At 71.7% G+C, this 18,868-nt stretch carries 16 protein-coding genes; 7 read left to right on the top strand and 9 right to left on the bottom strand.

Features of this window, described 5'->3' with window-relative positions; translation table 11 throughout:
* Positions 1-99 precede the first annotated feature (99 nt).
* Positions 100-3,168: an ATP-binding SpoIIE family protein phosphatase gene (locus tag IEJ02_RS08955; protein WP_223863585.1), complete on the top strand. Its 3,069-nt coding sequence runs from the start codon at positions 100-102 to the stop codon at positions 3,166-3,168.
* 377 nt (positions 3,169-3,545) lie between these two features.
* Here IEJ02_RS08955 and IEJ02_RS08950 read toward each other — a convergent pair whose 3' ends face one another.
* The 3 genes from IEJ02_RS08950 to IEJ02_RS08940 all read right to left on the bottom strand — a co-directional run bounded on the left by IEJ02_RS08950 (position 3,546) and on the right by IEJ02_RS08940 (position 6,521).
* Positions 3,546-4,937 carry an MFS transporter gene (locus tag IEJ02_RS08950; RefSeq protein ID WP_191064250.1) on the bottom strand — a complete coding sequence of 464 codons (1,392 nt, stop codon included), beginning with the start codon at positions 4,935-4,937 and terminating at the stop codon, positions 3,546-3,548.
* Positions 4,938-5,145: 208 nt separating this feature from the next.
* Entirely contained in the window at positions 5,146-5,598 is a 453-nt protein-coding gene (locus IEJ02_RS08945; RefSeq protein WP_317985762.1) for a PaaI family thioesterase, read from the bottom strand.
* Positions 5,599-5,933: 335 nt separating this feature from the next.
* Positions 5,934-6,521, bottom strand: coding sequence for a TetR/AcrR family transcriptional regulator (locus IEJ02_RS08940; protein ID WP_223863584.1), 588 nt, complete (start codon positions 6,519-6,521; stop codon positions 5,934-5,936).
* A 258-nt stretch (positions 6,522-6,779) separates the two neighbouring features.
* Between IEJ02_RS08940 and IEJ02_RS08935 the strand changes: the two genes are divergently transcribed.
* On the top strand, positions 6,780-7,619 hold the full coding sequence (locus IEJ02_RS08935; protein ID WP_191064249.1) for an MBL fold metallo-hydrolase: 840 nt from the start codon (positions 6,780-6,782) through the stop codon (positions 7,617-7,619).
* A gap of 207 nt (positions 7,620-7,826) precedes the next feature.
* The gene (locus tag IEJ02_RS08930) at positions 7,827-8,729 is read left to right on the top strand and encodes an aldo/keto reductase (RefSeq protein WP_191064248.1); all 903 of its coding nucleotides are present in this window, start codon (positions 7,827-7,829) and stop codon (positions 8,727-8,729) included.
* Between the two features lie 42 nt (positions 8,730-8,771).
* On the opposite strand, the gene IEJ02_RS08925 is transcribed toward IEJ02_RS08930, so the two are convergent.
* Together IEJ02_RS08925 and IEJ02_RS08920 are read right to left on the bottom strand one after the other, a co-directional pair.
* A complete protein-coding gene (locus IEJ02_RS08925; RefSeq protein WP_191064247.1) occupies positions 8,772-9,536 on the bottom strand; it encodes a transposase family protein in 765 nt (254 codons plus the stop codon).
* Positions 9,537-9,795: 259 nt separating this feature from the next.
* The gene (locus tag IEJ02_RS08920; protein WP_191064246.1) at positions 9,796-10,536 is read right to left on the bottom strand and encodes an SDR family NAD(P)-dependent oxidoreductase; all 741 of its coding nucleotides are present in this window, start codon (positions 10,534-10,536) and stop codon (positions 9,796-9,798) included.
* Between the two features lie 159 nt (positions 10,537-10,695).
* Here IEJ02_RS08920 and IEJ02_RS49805 point away from each other — a divergent pair, with 159 nt between their 5' ends.
* The 3 genes from IEJ02_RS49805 to IEJ02_RS08910 all read left to right on the top strand — a co-directional run bounded on the left by IEJ02_RS49805 (position 10,696) and on the right by IEJ02_RS08910 (position 13,360).
* On the top strand, positions 10,696-10,821 hold the full coding sequence (locus tag IEJ02_RS49805; protein WP_263407926.1) for a hypothetical protein: 126 nt from the start codon (positions 10,696-10,698) through the stop codon (positions 10,819-10,821).
* Complete coding sequence (locus tag IEJ02_RS08915) at positions 10,818-11,600, top strand: SDR family oxidoreductase (RefSeq protein ID WP_317985761.1); 783 nt, start codon at positions 10,818-10,820, stop codon at positions 11,598-11,600. Before IEJ02_RS49805 ends, IEJ02_RS08915 begins: the two co-directional genes overlap by 4 nt.
* A gap of 95 nt (positions 11,601-11,695) precedes the next feature.
* Complete coding sequence (locus tag IEJ02_RS08910) at positions 11,696-13,360, top strand: IlvD/Edd family dehydratase (RefSeq protein WP_370467010.1); 1,665 nt, start codon at positions 11,696-11,698, stop codon at positions 13,358-13,360.
* Positions 13,361-13,409: 49 nt separating this feature from the next.
* Here IEJ02_RS08910 and IEJ02_RS08905 read toward each other — a convergent pair whose 3' ends face one another.
* The 4 genes from IEJ02_RS08905 to IEJ02_RS08890 form a co-directional block, all read right to left on the bottom strand.
* Entirely contained in the window at positions 13,410-14,420 is a 1,011-nt protein-coding gene (locus tag IEJ02_RS08905) for an alpha/beta hydrolase fold domain-containing protein (RefSeq protein WP_191064243.1), read from the bottom strand.
* A gap of 135 nt (positions 14,421-14,555) precedes the next feature.
* Positions 14,556-15,350, bottom strand: a complete 795-nt coding sequence (locus tag IEJ02_RS08900) for a TIGR03943 family putative permease subunit (protein ID WP_191064242.1) — start codon at positions 15,348-15,350, stop codon at positions 14,556-14,558.
* Positions 15,347-16,363 carry a permease gene (locus IEJ02_RS08895; RefSeq protein ID WP_191064241.1) on the bottom strand — a complete coding sequence of 339 codons (1,017 nt, stop codon included), beginning with the start codon at positions 16,361-16,363 and terminating at the stop codon, positions 15,347-15,349. Before IEJ02_RS08895 ends, IEJ02_RS08900 begins: the two co-directional genes overlap by 4 nt.
* 128 nt (positions 16,364-16,491) lie before the next feature.
* Positions 16,492-17,646: a Gfo/Idh/MocA family protein gene (locus IEJ02_RS08890; protein ID WP_191064240.1), complete on the bottom strand. Its 1,155-nt coding sequence runs from the start codon at positions 17,644-17,646 to the stop codon at positions 16,492-16,494.
* Between the two features lie 111 nt (positions 17,647-17,757).
* Here IEJ02_RS08890 and IEJ02_RS08885 point away from each other — a divergent pair, with 111 nt between their 5' ends.
* A complete protein-coding gene (locus IEJ02_RS08885; RefSeq protein ID WP_191064239.1) occupies positions 17,758-18,765 on the top strand; it encodes a LacI family DNA-binding transcriptional regulator in 1,008 nt (335 codons plus the stop codon).
* Positions 18,766-18,868 lie beyond the last annotated feature (103 nt).

The following is an 18,868-nucleotide window of genomic DNA, read 5'->3' as shown; positions in this document are numbered from 1 at the left end:
ATAGGGAACTCGGCCACGGCCGTCCAGTGAGTGCTGTCCGGCATATGCCAGTGCTACGTTTGTCCGAGAACGCCCTATTCCACGAAGTGAGGCTCTGGGATGGCGGAGCGGCGCGGAACCTACGCGGTCGGGCGCTCCCACTCATGGGGCGATGAACGGCTGTCCCTCCTTTCCGCGGTCGGCACCGAGCTCACCGACCGTGAGGTGATGCGGCACGCCCTGGACCAGGCGGTCTCCGAGCTGGGCGGACTCGCGGGTCTGGTGCACTGGTCCTGCGGCCCGGCCGGGAGCCGGACGCTGCGCCTGGTGCTCGCCAGCGGGCTGCCGCTGCCCGCCCTCGGCGGCTGGGAGGAGATCCGCCAGGACGAGGCCCCGCTCGCCCCCGCCCGAGCCGTGCGGGACGGCCGCTTCGTATGGCTGCCGGCGGCCTCCGGCGAGACCGCCGGGCCCGGGGAGACCCCCGGGGTCGGGGAGGAAGCCCCCGGGGTCGGGGAGGCCGTCGAGCCCGGCGAGACCGCCGGGCCCGGGGAGACCGCACGCACCGCCTTCGGGAGCCTCCCGGCGGCGACCACAGTGGCGTCCGTCCCGCTGACCGGGCCGGACGGGCCGGTGGGCGCGCTGTCCATCCTCATCGGCCCGCGGGAGCCGACGCCGGAGCAGGTCGCCTTCCTCGAGGCGGTGGGACGCTGGGCGGAGCGCCGCCTCTCGCGCTCGGGAGCCGGGGTCGGCGACTGCGACGAGTACCCCTGGTGGCAGCAGCGGCCGGGCGGCTCGGTGGTCCAGCAGTCCGTGGACGCGGTCAAGGCCGGCTCCTGGGAATGGGGCATCCACACCGGTGAGATGCGCTGGGACCGGGCGGGACTGACGCTTCTCGGCCTCCCCGGCGGCTACGAGCGGCGGATCGAGAGCTGGCTCAATCTGATCCACCCCGAGGACATGCCGCGGGTGATGGCCGCCACCGAGAAGTCGCTGCGCGAGCGGAGCGGCTACGAGGCCGAGTACCGGGTCCGCCGCCCCGACGGCACCACCGGCTGGGTGCAGAGCCGCGCCCATCTCGAGCTCGACGCGAACGGCGAGCCGGTCCGCATGCTCGGGAAGGTCTGGGACACCACCGAGAGCCGAATGGCCCGGGAGTCGGTCGGACAGGCGCTGCGGTACATGAGCGACGCGTTCTTCGCGGTGAACCGGGACTGGCGGATCACCTTCCTCAACGTCGAGGCCGAGCGCCTGGTCGGGCCGGCCGGAGAGGTGCTCGGCCGGCCGCTCTGGGAGGGCCCCGCGGGCACGGTCCCCGAGCTGGAGGACCGGTGTCGGCGCGCCGCCGCCGACGGCAGGCCGACCGGGTTCGACATCCAGTGGCCCACCGACGACCGCTGGTACCACATACGGCTGGTCTCGGTGCCCGATGGGCTGACGGCCTATCTCACCGATGTCACCGAACGGCGCACCCAGGCCGCGCGGCGCGCGGAGGCCGAGCGCGTCGGCGCCGAACAGGCAGCCAGGATCAGCGAGTTGGGCAACGCGCTCGCCGACGCGGTGACCACCCAGGACGTCGTCCAGGTCGTGGCCGCCCATGTGCTGCCACCGTTCGGCGCCTCGGGTCTGCTGATGCTGTGTCTGGAGGGCGGCCGGCTGAACGTGGTGGGCTCCGTGGGCTATCCCCGGACCTTCCTCAGCAGGATCGACGGGGTCCCCGCCTTCGCGGGCTACCGCCTGCTCAACGAGGTGCTCGGCTCGCGCCTGCCGCGCTTCATCTCCTCGACCGAGGAGTACGAGCAGCTGTTCCCCGATCTGACCGGCAACCCCGCCATCGCCCGGAAGAACGCCTGGGCCGTGCTCCCCCTGATCGCCTCGGGGAACGCCATCGGCACCTGCACCGTCTCCTTCGACGAGCCCCGCCGCCTCTCCGCCGATGAGCGCACCCTGCTCACCGCCCTGAGCGGAATGGTCGCCCAGGCGCTGGCCCGGGCCCGGCTCTACGACACCGAGCACGCCCGCGCCCAGGCGCTCCAGCGCGGTCTGCTGCCCCGGGCCCTGCCCTCCCCGGCCGCCCTCACCCCCGCCGTTCGCTATCTGCCCGCCAGCAGCGGTACGGACATCGGCGGCGACTGGTACGACGTGATCCCGCTGTCCGCGGAGCGGGTGGCCCTCGTCATCGGCGATGTGATGGGCCACGGTCTGGCCGAGGCCGCCACCATGGGGCGGCTGCGCACCGCCGTACACACGCTCGCCAACCTCGAGCTGCCGCCCGAGGAGGTCCTGGCCCATCTGAACGAGGTCGTCAGCGATCTGGGCGACGACTCCTTCGCCACCTGTCTGTACGCGGTGTACGACCCCATCACGGGGCACTGCTCCCTCGCCCGCGCCGGCCACCCCCCGCCCCTGATCGTGCGCCCCGACGGCAGCGTGGAGTGCCTGGAGCCGACGCCCGATCCGCCGCTGGGCGCCGGGGAGCCCCCGTTCTCCACCGTGGATCTGCGGTTGCCCGACGGCAGTCTGCTGGTGATGTACACCGACGGCCTGGTGGAGTCCGCGGCGCGCGACATCGACACCGGTATCGCCGAGTGCACCCAGGTGCTGACCAGCGAGTACGGCCGGCTCCTCACATGTCCTCCGCCCCGTCCGCGTACCAGCGGCCGCGGGGCGGGCGGCCGGCACGGGACGGACCACGACCGGCTGGACCGGCTCTGTGACCTCCTGGTCGGGGCCATGCTGCCCGCGAAGCGGCTCACCGCCGACGACACCGCCCTGCTGATCGCCCGGCTCCATGGGCTGGCGTCCGGGAACACCGCCGGGTGGCCGCTGCCGGAGGACCCGGTGGCCGCCGGTCTGGCCCGTACCCATGTGCGCGAACAGCTCGAGGCATGGGGCCTGGAGGAGCTGGTCGTGACCACCGAACTGCTGGCCAGCGAGCTCGTCGCCAATGTCGTCCGGCACGCCAGGGGACCCACCCGGCTCCGGCTGATCCGCGGCAATTCGCTGATCTGCGAGGTCTCGGACGCCAGCGCCACCACTCCCCGGATCCGCCGGGCCGCCGAGACGGACGAGGGAGGCCGGGGGCTGCAGTTGGTCTCCGCGCTCTCGCAGCGCTGGGGGACCCGCTACACCGCCGAGGGCAAGTGCATCTGGACGGAGCAGCCCATCGGGTGGACCGGCACACCGCCGTAAGGCCCGGCGCCGCGCCCTCTAGGAGATAAGATTGCTAACAGTACTCCAGCCCATAAGCATGATCGCCGTTCATCATGGCCTCAGTGGTCAACGAACGCCCTGGACGCGGGTTGCATCGTGTCTGCGTCCAGGGTGGTTGTTGCTGGGTGTGTTCCGAGCAGGACCTGACCGCTGCCGGCCTCACCGAAGCAGCCTGACCAGGAGGACCTGTGACGACCACACACCGGGCCGCTGCTGCGCAGTGCTCGGGCCTCCTCACCTCCGTTCCCGGTCCCGGAAGGGCCCCACTCCCACTGCCCTTTGACCGCTCCCCCTCTCCCAACCGCCTCCCGAGCTGGGTCTGGCTGAGCAGCGATCCTTGGCGCCACTGCCGGCTCTCAGAGGGAGCGTTCACGTAGTGCGAGCGTGGTCACGGCGCCGAGCAGGGCGAGGACAGCGGTTACGGCGAGAACCTTGTCTGCGCCTTGGACTTGATGTCCAGGCGAGGAGGTGGCGACGGCGATGGTCAGTGCGACCCCGGCCGCGGAGCCGATGTATCGGGCGGTGTTGTTGGCGCCGGAGCCCATCGAGGCGCGTTCCGGCGGAACGCTGTCCACGGCGAGGCGTGGCAGCGCGGCGTTGAGCAATCCGGTGCCGAGGCCGGACACCACGACGCCGGGCAGGAGACGCGGCCAGGAGCCCGCTGGTACGGCGCCGAGCATGGTGAGCGCGCCGACTGCGGTAAGGAGGAATCCGAGGGCGAGTTGGTGGCGGGCGGAGAAGTGGTTCGTCAGCCGCCGAGCCTGGAGGGCCACTAGGAAGGCGACCCCTGACCACAGGCAGACCAGCCAGGCGGCGCCGATCGCCGAGATGCCGATGGTCTGCTGGAGCAGTGCGGGGAGGTAGCTGAACAGGGCGATCACGCTCAGGCCGGTGAACAGCGCACCAGTCATGGAGGCGAGGAAGGGCGGCCGGCGTAGCAACGAAAGGTCGATCATCGGAGCCGCGCTGTGCCGCTCGATGGCGACGAACACCGTCGCCAGCAGCACCGTCGCCACGAGCAGCAAGGCCACGGGCAGGCGCAGCCAGCCGTCGCGGCCCAGCGTCAGCGCGGTGAGCAACGTGCTCATCGCTGCGCCCAGCGCTGCGGCGCCGGGCAGGTCGGGGCGGCCGCCGCGTGAACTCTTGGACTCGCCCAGAACGCGGGTGGCTACGGCGGCCGCGAGTAGGGCGGCGACTGCGAAGGCCGCGTAGCCTAGCCGCCAGTTGACCTCGGCGAGTCCGCCAGCGACGAGCGGGCCGATGGCGGTGCCTCCGCTGACCGCAGCGCCCCAGACCCCCATGGCGCGCACGCGTCCGTGGCCGGCCGGGTAGGCATGTGCGATCAGGCCCAGGCTGCTGGAGATGATCAGCGCGCAGGCCGCGCCCAAGGCGACACGGGCCAGGGTGAAGGTCAAGGTGGAGGAGGCGAGCGTGCCGAGCCCGGTGGCCACACTCATCGCGATGGTGCCGGTGAGGAACGCGCGTCGGCGGCCGTAGTCGTCGGCGAGGCTGCCTGCCACCAGCAGCAGAGCCGCCAGGCCGAGAGATGTGCCGTTGAGTAGCCAGGCCTGCTCGGAAGCGGGGGTGTGGAAGTCCGCGGTCATGCCGTGCAGGGTGAGCGCCGGGGCGGTGTAGTCCATGAGCGCGATCGCGGTGACGATGGCGGTGACGGTGAGAACGGCCTGCGGCCGGTGTGGAGAGTGCTGCGCGTGCGCGCGTTCAACAGCCGTGGGCCGGACGGTTGTCATGGTGGCTCCTTGGTGCGTTTGGCTCTGGCTTACGAGGCTGAACCCGGACAGGCACAGGGGCCCGGCCACGGTGGACGCACGCCGACGAGCACGACGTTGTGTGTCAGCTTGTCCATGGCCGCAACGTCTCGGGGGAACGGGTGGCCTCTGCGGTCCCGGGCCGTCGTTCGGTCGGTCTGCCTGGTAGGGAGCGCGCGGCATGCCTGTCTCAGGCTCCGGCCTGGAAGATCATGCAGGTGGTTGTGGCGTGGGCGATGAGCTTGCCGTGCTGGTCCACGACCTTGCCCTCGGCTGTCGCGGTGCGGCGGCCGGCGTGGATGACGGTGCCGGTGGCGGTGAGGGTCTGGCCGTCGGTACGGGCGGCGCGGATGTAGTTGACCTTGAGTTCGAGGGTCGTGTAACCCACACCGGCGGGCAGGGTTGAGTGGACGGCGCAGCCCATCACCGAGTCGAGCAGGGTTGCGGCGACGCCGCCATGGACCGTGCCGAGGGGGTTGGTGAAGTCGGGGCAGGTGTTCAGGGACATGACGATGCGGCCGTGGTCGACTTCGTCGAAGCGCATGCCCAGCAGGCGGCGGATGTTGGGGGTGTCCGCAGGACGCTCCGCCTCCCAGCGCAGCAGTTCCAGCCCGGTCATGGCAGCAAGGTCGGTGGTGGTCACGCAAAATCTCCTGGAGTGTCGGGGGCTTGCCCTCGCGGGCCGCTGCGGGGGCAAGCCGAGCGGTGCCGCGCCATGGTGTGGAGCTGGGTGGCGAGGACAGGGGTGTACCTGGGAGCCTTGACGGTGCCGCGGGTGTCGCCGGCCTTGTTTACCCGCGCCTGTGCTTTCTCGACAGGCGGCTGCGAGGACTTCCTCAGGAGCCGAACGGTCGGCGATACCGGCGGCTGCGGCGGCCGGTGACCATGGCCTTGTGACCGCAGCAGCGTCAGCCGGGCCTGGACCAGAGAGCGGGCACGGCGACTCCTTGAAGCTGCGGCGGGCAGCACATACGGGGGTTACGGTCGGTTGCTCAGGGTGAGGACCAGCAGGTCGTGGATCTCCGCGGCGACCGCCTCCATCGGCTCGACGCTCTGCTGCGCCCGGCACAGGACCACCGCGCCCTCTTCTGCGGAGACGACGAGGGCGGCGAGTCGGCGGCTGCGGTCCTCGGGCAGGCCGTGCCGCCGGAACAGGGCGGTGAAAGCCTCCTGCCAGCCGGCGAAGACCGCGCCCGCTGAGTGGGTTAGATGCGGGGCCTCGTCGTTGGTCTCCACGGCTACCGCCACGATCGGGCAGCCGGCCCGGAAGTGGCTGTTCACGAGCTGGTCGCGCCACACCGTGAAGAACGCGTCGATGCCCTCCAGTGGGTCGTCGGCCTGCATGGCGGCGTCGATGACACCGGCCATGAGGTTCCCGGCCAGCTCCACTGCCTCTTCGATCAGCTGCGTCCGTCCGCCGGGGAAGTGGTGGTAGACCGAGCCGCGCGGTGCGCCGCTGTGGGCGAGCACCCGGTCGACGGTGGTCGCGCTCGCGCCGTACTCGCGCAGGAGGTCCGCCGTACTGCGGACCATCCGTTCGCGGCTGTCGCTCTTTCGGGGACTCATGAGACCGCCGCCCTTCCTCGCAGTGGAGATGTGGTGCCGCCCACTCTTTGCAGACTGCCTGAATCTATTCTATGGTCTATGGCATAGAACATACAAGGCGGGCCCCGCACACCGCGGAAGCCCTGCCAGCCAGGCGCCTGATGCCCTGAGGAAGCCGGCGTGATCGCCGCCTCCCCTCCGCCCTTGACGGGCTCACATCTCCCGGACGAACAACGCGGAGAGCTTCGGGCGCCCTCTTCAAGGAAGGAAGAGCGAAACATGACCTCCACGCTGAACTTCAACGTCTTCACCGCCCCGGAGAAGCCGATGGTGGGCGAGCGGCCCCGTCCGCTCGGCCCGGCGATGGCCTGGGACCCGATGACCTCGACCCTGATCTACGGCGAGAACGACGCCGTTCTGGTCGATCCGCTCACCACCGTTGCCGAGGCCGAGGCGCTGGCCGCCTGGGTCAAGCTGCACAACCGCAACCTCACGACGATCTACATCACCCACGGCCACATCGACCACTTCTCCGGTCTCGGTGTCCTGCTGAAGCACTTCCCCCAGGCCCAGGCCATCGGCTCCCCGAGCACGGTGAAGATGGCGCAGGAGAGCCTCAGCATCCTGTCGTGGTTCAGCAAGTTCCTGCCGGGTCAGTTCCCGACCGACACCCCGCTGCCCGAGGTCTACAAGGAGGAGACCTTCACTCTGGAGGGCCACGAATTGCGCATCATCGAACAGGGCCACACGGACGGCGTCGACAGCACGTCCCTGTACGTGCCCTCGCTCGACCTCGTGGTCGGCGGAGACGTCCTGTACAACCAGTGCCACCAGTACGTCGGCGAGAGCACCCCCGAAAGCCGCGCCAACTGGATCGCCGCGCTGGACCGTCTCGCGGCCCTGAACCCGAAGTACGCCGTCGCCGGTCACAAGAAGACGGGCGTCCCGGACGTGCCGGAGTCCATCGAGTGGACCAAGCAGTACCTCGTCGACTTCGGCCGGCTCCAGGCGGAGACCTCCAGTGACCAGGAGCTGTTCGACGCCATGACCGAGCTCTACCCCACCTGGGCCTGCCACCAGGCGTGGCTGATGTTCGGTTTCCCCATGCCCGCGGAGTGACAGCACCTTCCAACTGCTGACCGGCATTCCGCCGACATCGCCGAACCGCGGAGGGCGGAGGGCGCATCCCCGCCGGGGCCACACCCCCGGTGGGGCCCGCCCGGCCCCCGTCACGAACGGTTCCCTGGGGCGGCACTCACCTGCATCCACGAGCCCCCGGTCCCGCAGCCATGCTCAAGACACCAACCACCAGGAAGGACCCGCACCATGACCGACACCACCGCCCATGCCGCCGGAAGCTTTGACATCGCCGGGAAGAAGGTCGCCCGTCTGGGCTTCGGCGCCATGCGACTGACCGGATTCGGCGTCTGGGGCCAACCCGACGACCGCGAAGAGTGCATCCGCGTGGTGCGCCGCGCCGTCGAGCTGGGCGTCCAGCTCATCGACACCGCCGACTCCTACGGCCCCCACGTCAGCGAGGAGATCATCCGGGAGGCGATCCACCCCTACCCGGACGACGTGCTCATCGCCACCAAGGCCGGCCTGGCCCGCAGCGGACCCGACGCGATCCGCACCGACGACGGCGTGAAGCAGCTGGGCTACCAGGCGTGGCAGCCCCTGGGCCGCCCGGAGTACCTGCGCCAGCAGGCGGAGATGAGCCTGCGCCGCCTGGGCCTGGACCGCATCGACCTGTTCCAGCTCCACCGCATCGACCCCAAGGTCCGGCTGGCCGACCAGGTCGGCGAACTGAAGAATCTCCAGGACGAAGGAAAGATCGCCGCGATCGGCCTGTCCCAGGTGACCGTCGACCAGATCGAGCAGGCGCGCCAGATCGCCGACATCGCCACCGTCCAGAACCGCTACAACCTGACCGACCACTCCTCGGTCGACGTGCTGGAGTACTGCGAGCGCGAGGGCATCGGCTTCATCCCCTGGGCCCCCGTCGCCGCCGGCCAGCTCGCCGCTCCCGGCGGCCTGGTCGACCGGATCGCCACCGTCCACGGGGCGGCCCCTTCCCAGGTCGCCCTCGCCTGGCTGCTGGCCCGCTCCGAGGTCCTGCTGCCCATCCCCGGCACCTCCAAGGTCGCCCACCTGGAGCACAACGTCGCGGCGGCAACCCTGCGCCTGACCGTCGAGGAGATCGACGAGCTCACCGCCGCGGCCGGATGACGACGAGTCGACTCGACGGCTCCCACTGAGCCTTTTCCAACCTCACGTTGATGCGAGATGAAGGACGAGGACGGCCTTCACGACGTCGGTGATTCGGTTGGTGTTGCAGCGGAGCTTCCGCAGGAGGCGCCACCCCTTGAGGGTGGCCATGGCCTGCTCGCCGAGACAGCGGATCTTGGCGGGGGTGGTGTTGTGGCGGCGCTTCCACCGCTTGAGGCGCCGGCCCCGAAACGGTACGCGGACGGAGCCGCCAGCGCCCTGATACGCCTTGTCCGCCCAACATCTGAGCCCCGTTTCGGTGAGGGCTTCGCTGATCCCGTGCTGTCGCGCGGCGGTCAGGTCGTGAGCCGACCCGAGCAGAGCCGGCGAGGCCCGGAGCAGCCGCCCGAGCGGATCGGCGAGGACCTGCACGTTCATGCCGTGGCGCTGGTGCTTCCCGGAGTAATAGGGGGTGTCGGCGGCGATGCGGTCGATCGGCGGCAGGGTGCCGTCAAGGATGACCAACGCCTTCGTCTGGATCGTCCGGATCGTCCGCATCGCCTCGGCCAGGGACGGGGCGAGGGCGGCCAGGGCCTCGACGGCCTCACGTATGTAGCGGTGGACAGTCGCGACCCCGATGCCGAACCCGGCGGCCAACTGGGCGTAGGTGTCACCGCACCGCGGGTGCGCCAGGGCGAGCAGGGCCTGTCCCGAGGCGGGAAGACGCCGCCAACGCGTCACGATCTCCTGCCGCCTGGCCTTCAGCCGCCCGGTCAGGAACCGCAAGGTGCGATTGGACAGATCGACCGAGGATGGGTGGACAAGCACGCGAAGCCCCTGGCAGACACGGGTGATCTTGGTCGAGAACCCGTCTACCAGGAGCTTCGTCGTCGCGCATGCGTGCCCAGCACACGGTCAGCACCGCCAGCTTGGAAAAGGCTCAGTGCCGGAGGATCATGCTTTTGGACCGGAACACTTTTACAGTAATGCTCTTATCTCCTAACCCGTTGGGGGCGAACCCTCATTCGGGGTCTGGGGCGGAGCCCCCCACGCGGCGGAGCCGTATATCGCCAAGCTCCGGCGCACGTCAGCCCAGGGCGAGCGCACCGCCCCGGGCCTCCAGGATGGCGCCGGTGATGTAGCTCGCCCGGGAGGAGACGAGGAAGAGCACGGCTTCGGCGATCTCCTCGGGCACCGCGGGCCGGTCCAGGACCGTGGCCCGCGCCACGGTCCGCAGGGCCTCCTCGCCCATCTCCGAGGTGCCCGGTGTGCGGACCGGGCCCGAGCGGACGGCGTTGACCCGGACTCCCCGGCCGCCGAACTCATCGGCCCACACCCGGGTCAGCAGCTCCAGCGCGGCCTTCGAGGCGCCGTACGCCCCGGCGTTGCGGGCGGGGGCACCGGCGGCGATGGTGCTGAGGTTGACGATGGCGCCGTGGCCCCGGGCGGCCATGCCCGGTGCGAGCCGCCCCACCAGCAGAAGCGGCGCACGGGCGTTGATGGCCATGTGGACGTCGAACATCTCGGACGAGGTCCCGGCGGTGTCCGCGAACCGGTAGACGCCCGCGTTGTTGACCAGGATGTCCACGTCCCCCGCCTCGGCGGCCAGCCGCCGCACATCGTCGGCCTCGGCCAGATCCGCCGCCACGAACCTGGCGGTGGCCCCCGCCGCTGACACCTCCCGGACCACGTCCGCACCCCGACGCGCGTCCCGGCCGTGGACGACGACCTCGGCCCCCAGCACCCCCAGCCGCAGGGCCACGGCCCGGCCGATCCCCGCCGTGGCACCCGTGACCAGGGCCGTGGCACCGGACAGCTCACCACTCATGCGGACACTCCTCACCGTAGGCCGGACGCCGATCCACACCCCACGCACCGGATGCTTACCGCACCCACCCCCACCGGGCCGCACGGCTCGCCGCCCAGGAGCTGAACGGACGTCCGCGCGGAGCCGCCGGATGGCGCCGGGCCGACCTCGGCTCCGCCGATGACGCCGTTCGAGGACGCCGAGGTCGTCGAGGACGCCGATGACACGATCTTCCGCGTGGCGCTCGTCTTTGCTGTACTGCGGGGGTGCGGGAAACATCGACAACCAGTCATGTCGCCCTGGTGACGGGGGCGAACCAGGGGATCGGCGCCGCGACGGCACGCGCGCTGGCGGCCCGCGGTGTCGCGGTGCTGTGCACCTATCTGCGACCGCCACCCGGCACCGGCGAGGGGGACGCCCAGGATCCGTACCACGCCGCGCGATCCACCGACGGTGAACAGATCGCGGCGGAGATCCGCCGGGCCGGAGGGCGGGCCGAGGCTTTCGAAGCGGACCTCGGTGACCCGGCGGTTCCGGAACGGCTCTTCGACCTCGCCGAGGACCGCCTGGGCCCGGTCGACATCCTGGTCAACAACGCCTCGGGGTGGATCCAGGACACCTTCACCCCCGATCCGGCCGACCGGTTCGACCGGCCGCTTCGCCCCGTCACCGCGGAGACCTGGTCCCGGCAGTTCTCGGTGGACGCGATGGCGCCCGCGCTGCTGATCGGCGAACTGGCCCGGCGCCACCGGGCACGCGGTGCCGACTGGGGGCGGATCGTGGGCCTGACGTCGGGAGGGGAGCTCGGTTTCCCGGGAGAGGTGTCCTACGGCGCGGCGAAGGCCGCGCAGACCGACTACACCCTGTCGGCGGCCGCGGAGCTGGCCGACCTCGGCATCACGGCCAACGTGGTGCAGCCGCCCGTGACCGACACCGGGTGGGTCACGGACGAGGTCCGGCGGTTCGTCGCCGCGAGCGCCACCCACTTCCATGTCGCCGATCCGGCCGAGGTCGCGAAGACCATCGTCTTCCTCGCCTCGGACGAGGCCGCGCTCATCACCGGAAACGTCATCACCCTTCGCTGACAGCGATCGCCAGAGGGAGTGCAGAAGTGACTGACACGGGAACACACGGCCGTCGGCGCAGTGCGGCCTGGTTCGGCGCGGAGGGCCGGTCCGGGATGATCTACCGGTCCTGGATGCGCAACCAGGGCTACACCAGCGAGGTGTTCGACGGCCGTCCGGTGATCGGCATCGCCACGACGTGGTCGGAGCTGGCGCCCTGCAACAGCCATCTGCAGCGGGTGGCGGAGTCGGTGAAGCGCGGGGTGTGGCAGGCCGGTGGCTTTCCGCTGGAGTTCCCCGCGATGGCGCTGGGCGAGACGCTGATGCGGCCCACCGCGATGCTGTACCGCAATCTGCTGGCCATGGAGGCCGAGGAGCTGATGCGGGCCAATCCGCTGGACGGTGTGGTGCTGCTGTCCGGCTGTGACAAGACCACCCCGGGTCTGCTGATGGCCGCCTCAAGCGTCGATCTGCCCGCCATCATGGTCACCGGCGGCCCGATGCTCAACGGCAAGTACCGGGGCGGGGATGTGGGCTCGGGCACCCAGGTGTGGCGGTTCGAGGCCGAGCTGGCGGCCGGGCGGATGACCCAGGAGGAGTGCCACTTCGCCGAGGGCTGTATGGCCCGGTCAGGCGGGCACTGCATGACCATGGGCACCGCGTCCACCATGGCGTCGATGGCCGAGGCGCTCGGTATGCAGCTGCCCTATTCGGCGAGTTGGCCGGCGGTGGACTCGCGGCGGTACGAGACGGCGCAGCGCGCCGGGCAGCGGATCGTGGCCATGGTGGAGGAGGATCTGCGGCCGTCGCAGATCATGACCCGGGAGGCGTTCGAGAACGCGATCCGGGTCAACGCGGCCATCGGCGGCTCCACCAACGCGGTGATCCATCTGCTGGCCATCGCGGGCCGGCTGGGCGTGCCGCTGGCTCTCGACGACTTCGACGCGCTGGCCCGGGAGGTGCCCACGCTGGTCGATCTCCAGCCCTCCGGACGGTTCCTGATGGAGGACTTCTGCTACGCCGGTGGGCTGCCGGTGGTGATGCGCGAGCTGGGCGCGCTGCTGCACCCGGAGGCGACCACGGTGACCGGCCGTACGGTGGCGGAGAACGTCGCCGACGCCGAGTGCTGGAACCGTGAGGTGATCCGGACACTGGACGACCCGTTCCAGGAGGCGGGCACCGGCACCGCCGTGTTGCGCGGCAACCTCGCGCCGAACGGCGCGGTGATCAAACAGTCCGCGGCATCGCGCCATCTGCTCACCCACCGCGGCCGGGCCCTGGTGTTCGACACCCCGGAGGACTACCTCGCCGTGCACGCCGACGAGGACCTTCCGGTGGACGAGAACACCGTGCTGGTGATCCGGGGCAGCGGCCCGCGCGGCTACCCGGGCATGCCCGAGGTGTCCAATGTGGTGCTGCCACCCAAGTTGCTGCGCAAGGGCGTCGAGGACATGGTGCGCATCTGTGACGGCCGGATGTCCGGCACCGGCTTCGGCACCGTGGTGCTCCATGTGTCCCCCGAGTCCGCCGTCGGCGGCCCGCTGGCGCTGGTGCGCGACGGCGACTGGATCACCCTGGACGTCCCGGCGCGCACGCTGACCCTGGAGGTGGGCGAGGAGGAGCTGGAGCGCCGGCGGGCCGCCTGGGAGCCCCCGCCGCCGGTCGCCGACCGGGGCTGGAGCAGGCTCTACACCGAACATGTGCTCCAGGCGGACCAGGGCCTCGACCTGGACTTCCTGGTCGGCGGCAGCGGACATCCGGTGCCCCGCGAGTCCCACTGACCCTGACGGTCACCGCGCGGTGGTACGTACGGCCGGCGCGCGGCGGCCATCAGTGGGCCAGGAGCCTGCGCAGCCACCGCAGCCGCGCCTCCCGCGCGTCCCCCGAGACGGCCGCCCGCGGTGCCATGCCCGAGAATCCGTGGAAGGCACCCGGCCAGACGTGCAGTTCGGCCTGTCCCCCGGCCCGCCAGATACGGCCGGCGTAGTCGACATCCTCGTCGCGGAAGGTTTCCGCGGCCCCTACGTCGATGAACGCGGGAGGCAGACCGGACAGATCCGTCGCCCGGGCCGGCGCGGCGTACGGCGAGACGTCGTCGGCCCCGCGCGCGGCGCCGAGCAGCGCCGTCCACCCGGCCTCGTTGGCGGCCCTGTCCCAGACCCCGACTCCCGCCATCTGCAGGGCGGAGGGCGTGTCGTTGCGGTCGTCCAGCATCGGGCACATCAGCAGCTGTCCGAACAAGGCGGGGCCGCCGCGGTCCCGGGCCATCAGGGCGACCGCGGCAGCGAGGCCGCCGCCCGCGCTGCCCCCGACGACGATGACGCGCCCGGGGTCGATGCCCAGCTCGGCGGCGTGTTCGGCCGTCCAGGCCAGACCGGCGTAGCAGTCCTCGACCGGCCCGGGGTGCTGGGTCCCCGGCGCCAGGCGGTACTCGACGGAGACCACGGAGAGCCCCAGTTCCTGGGCGAGGTCGAGCATCTCCGGCACGCCCGTGCGGTTGTCCCCGACCGTCATGCCACCGCCGTGGATGTGGTAGAGCACCGGCACCGCAGTGGCCGCGTCCGCCAAGCGGCAGATCAGCAGGGAGACGTCCGGTGCGCCCGCCGGGCCGGGGACGGACCGCTCCTCGACCCGGAAGCGCCCGTCGCGCTCCAGGGCCTCGTTCGTCACCGGCTCCATCCCGGGCACGTCCTGAGGGGGAGTCGCACCCGGATCGGCCCCGGAGCCGCCGGGCGGCAGGAGCTCGTAGATGGCCGTGAGCGCCGTGGCGAGTTCCGGGTCGAACGGCGGCGGTGGACCGAGCGGTGCCGTGGCCGTCCGGTCGGGCGAGGTGTGCTCCATGGTCGACTCCCAGGGGGCGTGGCAGGAGGTACTCCTATGGTCGGCCGCCCGCTACCCCAAGATCAGCAGCCGCTCGGCGGATTCTAAACCGACCGGGTGGCGAGGCGGGAGGGCGGCCTGACGAATGGTCAGCCATCAGCCGTTCCAGCTCTCGTCGTACGGATCACGCGGGGCCGGGACCGGCCTGGACCGGCTGACCTCGAGGTACGGGATGGCGCCACCGCCCACCGGGTCCGTGGTCCGCTTGCGGGTGTAGGTGCCGATGACCTGGAGCCAGGTGTCGGGTTCCAGCACCGGGGGGACCCGTCCGGTCAGGCCGATCTTGACGGGCTGGGCGTCGGCGGCGCAGCAGTTGAGCGCCATGCGGACGAGGTAGGGGGCGCCGTGGCCGTCGAGGGCGACGAAGCCGGTGATCCTGACCCTCCGGTGTTCCAGGGAGCGCCCGTGGTCGTACACCGCGCGCCCGGCGTAGTCGGCCACGTTGAGCGGCAGCGGGTCCCCGGCGGGGAGGGCGGGGAAGCCCCACGGGCGTTGCAGCGCCGTGCCGGTGTGCATGGCGGTGTACGAGCCGAGTGCGGGCGGCGCCACCAGGATGAGGGCGAACAGCGGGAGCACGAGGAGCCAGGAGACACGTGGTTCCCGGTGGGCATGGTGGCCTTCGCCCTCGCCGTGGCCGCCTTCGCCCTCACCCTGACCGCCTCCGCCCTCGCCGTGGCCGCCTCCGCCCTCCCCCGCGTCCGCACCGGCCGGGCGCGTCCGCCACTCGTACCAGACGGTGGCGACGGCGGCCGCCATCAGGACGACACCGGCCGCGAGGAGCAACGGGCGCAGCCCCGCCTTCACATAGCGCAGATAGAGGTCGGTGGATCCGGCTCGCAGCACCGCCCCGCCGACCAGGAACAACACGATCGCCTGAGCCTTCCGGTTCACAGCAGCACCGCCCCGACCAGGGTCGACACCAGAACGGCGAGGACGAAGGTGGCGGGCGCGAAGCGCAGCGCGAAGCCGCGGCCGAATGTGCCGGTCTGCATGGCGAACAACTTCAGGTCGATCATCGGCCCGACGACGAGGAACGCCAGCCGGGCGGTGAGCGAGAACTGCGACAGGGACGCGGCCACGAAGGCGTCCGCCTCGGAGCAGATCGACAGCAGCACCGCGAGGACCGCCAGGGCCAGGATCGACACGACCGGGTCATCGGCGGCGCCGCGCAGCCAGCTCTCCGGCACCACGGCCTTGAGGGTGGCCGCGGCCATCGCGCCGACGACGAGGAAGCCACCGGCGTGCATCACGTCGTGGCGTACGGAGGCCCAGAACGCGGCGCCCTTTCCGTGGCCGTGGAAGGCGGGGCGGGCCGGTGGGCGCAGCCAGTCGGCCCGCCCCAGCCGCTGCCACAGCCAGCCCATCGCACACGCCACGAGCAGACTCGCCACGAACCGGGCGAGCACCATCTGCGGCTGGCGGGGGAACGCGACGGCGGTGGCGGTCAGCACGATCGGGTTGATCGCCGGGGCGGACAGCAGGAACGCGAGCGCCGCCGCTGGGGTGACGCCCCTACGCACCAGCGCCCCGGCCACCGGCACGGAGGCGCACTCACAGCCGGGCAGCACCGCCCCGGCCACGCCCGCCACCGGCACCGCGACGGCGGGCCGCCGCGGCAGCGCGCGGGCGAAGAACGACGGCGGGACGAACACCGCGATGAGCGCCGACAGCAGCACCCCGAGCACGAGGAAGGGCAGGGCCTGGAGGACCACCGCGGTGAACACGGTCATCCAGCTCTGCGCCACCGGAGCCGACAGCGCCCGGCGGACCGGCCCCTGCGCGACCACCACCAGGAGCAGCAGCATGATGAGGCCGAGGGAGGAATCGAACCGCCCGCCTCGCGGAGCGCCCGCGTCGCGGCGGCGGCCGGCCCCGGTCGGGGCCGGTTCGGTCGTGGTGGTCACGGGTGAGGTACCTCCGGCGTCGAGGGTGCGGGGTGCGGTTCCCCGCCCCCTCCAGTACGCCGGTTCGGCCCCGTGTGCTCACCGCGGCCACCATGAGCCGGAAGTCCCCCTGGGGTCCGCCGCTTCGCTCAGCCGGGGCTCACCCACGTGCCCAGGTCGGCGGAGCGGGTCATGGCGTCCAGCACGGTGGCGCTGTACACGGCGTCGTCCAGGGTGGCGCCGTGAGCGGTGCCCTCGGCGATGGACCGCAGGAAGTGGTACGCCTCGATCACCTTCAGGTCGTCATAGCCCATGCCGTTGGCCGAGCCGGGCTGGAAGGCGGCGTACTCGCCGTGCCCGGGGCCGACGTACACGGTGGAGACGGGCTGGTCCTGGTACGCGGTGCCGCGGCTGACGCCGAGTTCGCCCATCCGCCGGAAGTCCCAGAACACCGCGCCCTTGGTGCCGTGGATCTCGAAGCCGTAGGTGTTCTGCTCGCCGACCGAGACCCGGCACGCCTCCAGCACCCCGCGGGCGCCGGAGGCGAAGCGCAGCAGACAGGAGACGTAGTCCTCGTTCTCCACCGGCCCCAGCTCGCCGCCGGTCGCCCGGGTGTGACCGGCGGTGGCGCCGGTGGGGCGGGCCCGCTCGGGCACGAACACGGCGGTGTCGGCGGTGAGCGCGTCGATCTCACCGAGCAGGAAACGGGCCAGGTCCACTCCATGGGAGGCGAGGTCGCCGAGCACTCCGCTGCCACCGCGCGCACGTTCGTACCGCCAGGTCAGGGCGGATTCGGGATGGGCCGCGTAGTCGCTGAAGAGGCGGACGCGGGCATGGGTGACGGCGCCGATCTCCCCGGCGGCGATCATGGCGCGGGCGGTCTGGACGGCGGGTGCGTTGCGGTAGTTGAAGCCGACCGCGCCCTGGACCCCGGCCTCGGCCACGGCCCCGGCGACCGCGCGGGCGTCGTCGGCGGTGAGCCCCACCGGCTTCTCGATCCAGATGTGCTTGCCCGCCCGGGCCATGGCGACGCCGATCTCGCGGTGCAGGAAGTTCGGCGCCGCGATGCTCACCGCCTGGACGCGGGGGTCGGCGGCGACCTCCTGCCAGTCCCGGGCTGCGGTGGCGAAGCCGTACCGCCCGGCGGCCTCCTCGGCCCGGCCGGGCACCTCGTCGGCGACGGCGACCAGTTCGGGCCGTACGGCCAGCTGCGGGAAGTGGTGCGGCAGCCGGACGTACGCCTGGGTGTGCACCCGTCCCATCCAGCCGAATCCCACGACGGCGACCCCGAGCGTACTCACCATGACTGCCCTTCTTTGGACCGTTCCAGATCTCTCTCGGCCCACACTGAAAGCCCTCTCTCCAGGTGTCAACCCCTTTGACAACCGCGTCCGCACTGTGGAACGGTCCAGGCCATGAGACCACCGACGATCCGCGATGTCGCCGAACGGGCCGGAGTATCGAAGTCGCTGGTCTCCCTGGTGCTGCGCGGCTCCCAGCAGGTGCGCCCCGAGAAGCGGCGGGCCGTCCTGGCCGCCGTCGAGGAGCTCGGCTACCGGCCCAACGCCGCCGCGCGCAGCCTCAGCGAGCGGCGCACCCGGACCGTCGGGGTGCTCCTCAACGACCTGCGCAACCCCTGGTTCGTGGAGCTGCTCGACGGCCTCAACTCCGAGCTGTACGCGAGCGGTCTGCGCACCCTGCTGGCCGACGGCCGGCTCAACCGGCGGCTCGGCGAGGACCTCACCCACACCTTCACCGAGCTGCGGGTGGACGGCCTGATCGCCGTGGGCACGCTCCCGGACCCGGCGGCGGTGCGCACGGCGGCCGCGCGGGTGCCCACGGTGGTCGCGGGCACCCGCGAACCCGTGCTGCCCGACGTGGACATCGTCGCGGGCGACGACGAGCTGGGCGCCCGCCTGGCCACCGAGCACCTCATCGGCCTGGGCCACCGGCACATCGCGCATATCGCGGGGCGGGGCGTGGTGGGCGAACTGCGCCGCCGCGGCTTCGAGGCGGTCATGCGCGAGCACGGCCTGTCCGGGTCGGCGACCGTGGAGCAGGGCGATCTGACCGAGGAGGGCGGCTACCGGGCCACGGTCCGGCTGCTGGGCGCGCCGCACCGGCCCACCGCGGTCTTCGCGTTCAACGACATGGCCGGGGTCGGCGCCCTGTCGGCCGCCGGGGAGCTGGGCCTGCGGGTGCCGGGCGACCTCTCCCTCGTCGGCTACGACAACACCTATCTCGCGCGGCTGCGCCATCTGTGGCTCACCACCGTGGACAACGCCGGTCATGACATGGGCCGCCGCGCCGCGCGCCGGCTGCTCGACCGGATCGCCGACCCCGCACGCCCCGGCGAGGTGGCCCTCACCGCACCGGCCCTCGAGGTCCGCGGGACGACGGCGCCGCCGCGCCCGGCGGACTGACCGTCGCACACCGGCCATTGACGCCCCGTCGGTCCCCTGCCTATCGTCCGTTCGAAGTACTGAGCGGTGTCCGATATTTCGAACATTCTGCGGTACAGGAGTC

It is taken from the genome of Streptomyces sp. 5-10, from assembly GCF_014712245.1.
In the GTDB taxonomy this organism is placed as follows: Bacteria; Actinomycetota; Actinomycetes; order Streptomycetales; family Streptomycetaceae; genus Streptomyces; species Streptomyces violaceusniger.
This window is presented reverse-complemented; position numbering and strand designations above follow the sequence as displayed.

Bases quoted from the DNA above. Each gene is read 5' to 3' on its own strand.
- IEJ02_RS08955 (WP_223863585.1), top strand. From the start codon at position 100: ATGGCGGAGCGGCGCGGAACCTACGCGGTCGGGCGCTCCCACTCATGG.
- IEJ02_RS08950 (WP_191064250.1), bottom strand. From the start codon at position 4,937: ATGACAACCGTCCGGCCCACGGCTGTTGAACGCGCGCACGCGCAGCAC.
- IEJ02_RS08940 (WP_223863584.1), bottom strand. From the start codon at position 6,521: ATGAGTCCCCGAAAGAGCGACAGCCGCGAACGGATGGTCCGCAGTACG.
- IEJ02_RS08935 (WP_191064249.1), top strand. From the start codon at position 6,780: ATGACCTCCACGCTGAACTTCAACGTCTTCACCGCCCCGGAGAAGCCG.
- IEJ02_RS08930 (WP_191064248.1), top strand. From the start codon at position 7,827: ATGACCGACACCACCGCCCATGCCGCCGGAAGCTTTGACATCGCCGGG.
- IEJ02_RS08920 (WP_191064246.1), bottom strand. From the start codon at position 10,536: ATGAGTGGTGAGCTGTCCGGTGCCACGGCCCTGGTCACGGGTGCCACG.
- IEJ02_RS49805 (WP_263407926.1), top strand. From the start codon at position 10,696: ATGACGCCGTTCGAGGACGCCGAGGTCGTCGAGGACGCCGATGACACG.
- IEJ02_RS08910 (WP_370467010.1), top strand. From the start codon at position 11,696: ATGATCTACCGGTCCTGGATGCGCAACCAGGGCTACACCAGCGAGGTG.
- IEJ02_RS08905 (WP_191064243.1), bottom strand. From the start codon at position 14,420: ATGGAGCACACCTCGCCCGACCGGACGGCCACGGCACCGCTCGGTCCA.
- IEJ02_RS08890 (WP_191064240.1), bottom strand. From the start codon at position 17,646: ATGGTGAGTACGCTCGGGGTCGCCGTCGTGGGATTCGGCTGGATGGGA.
- IEJ02_RS08885 (WP_191064239.1), top strand. From the start codon at position 17,758: ATGAGACCACCGACGATCCGCGATGTCGCCGAACGGGCCGGAGTATCG.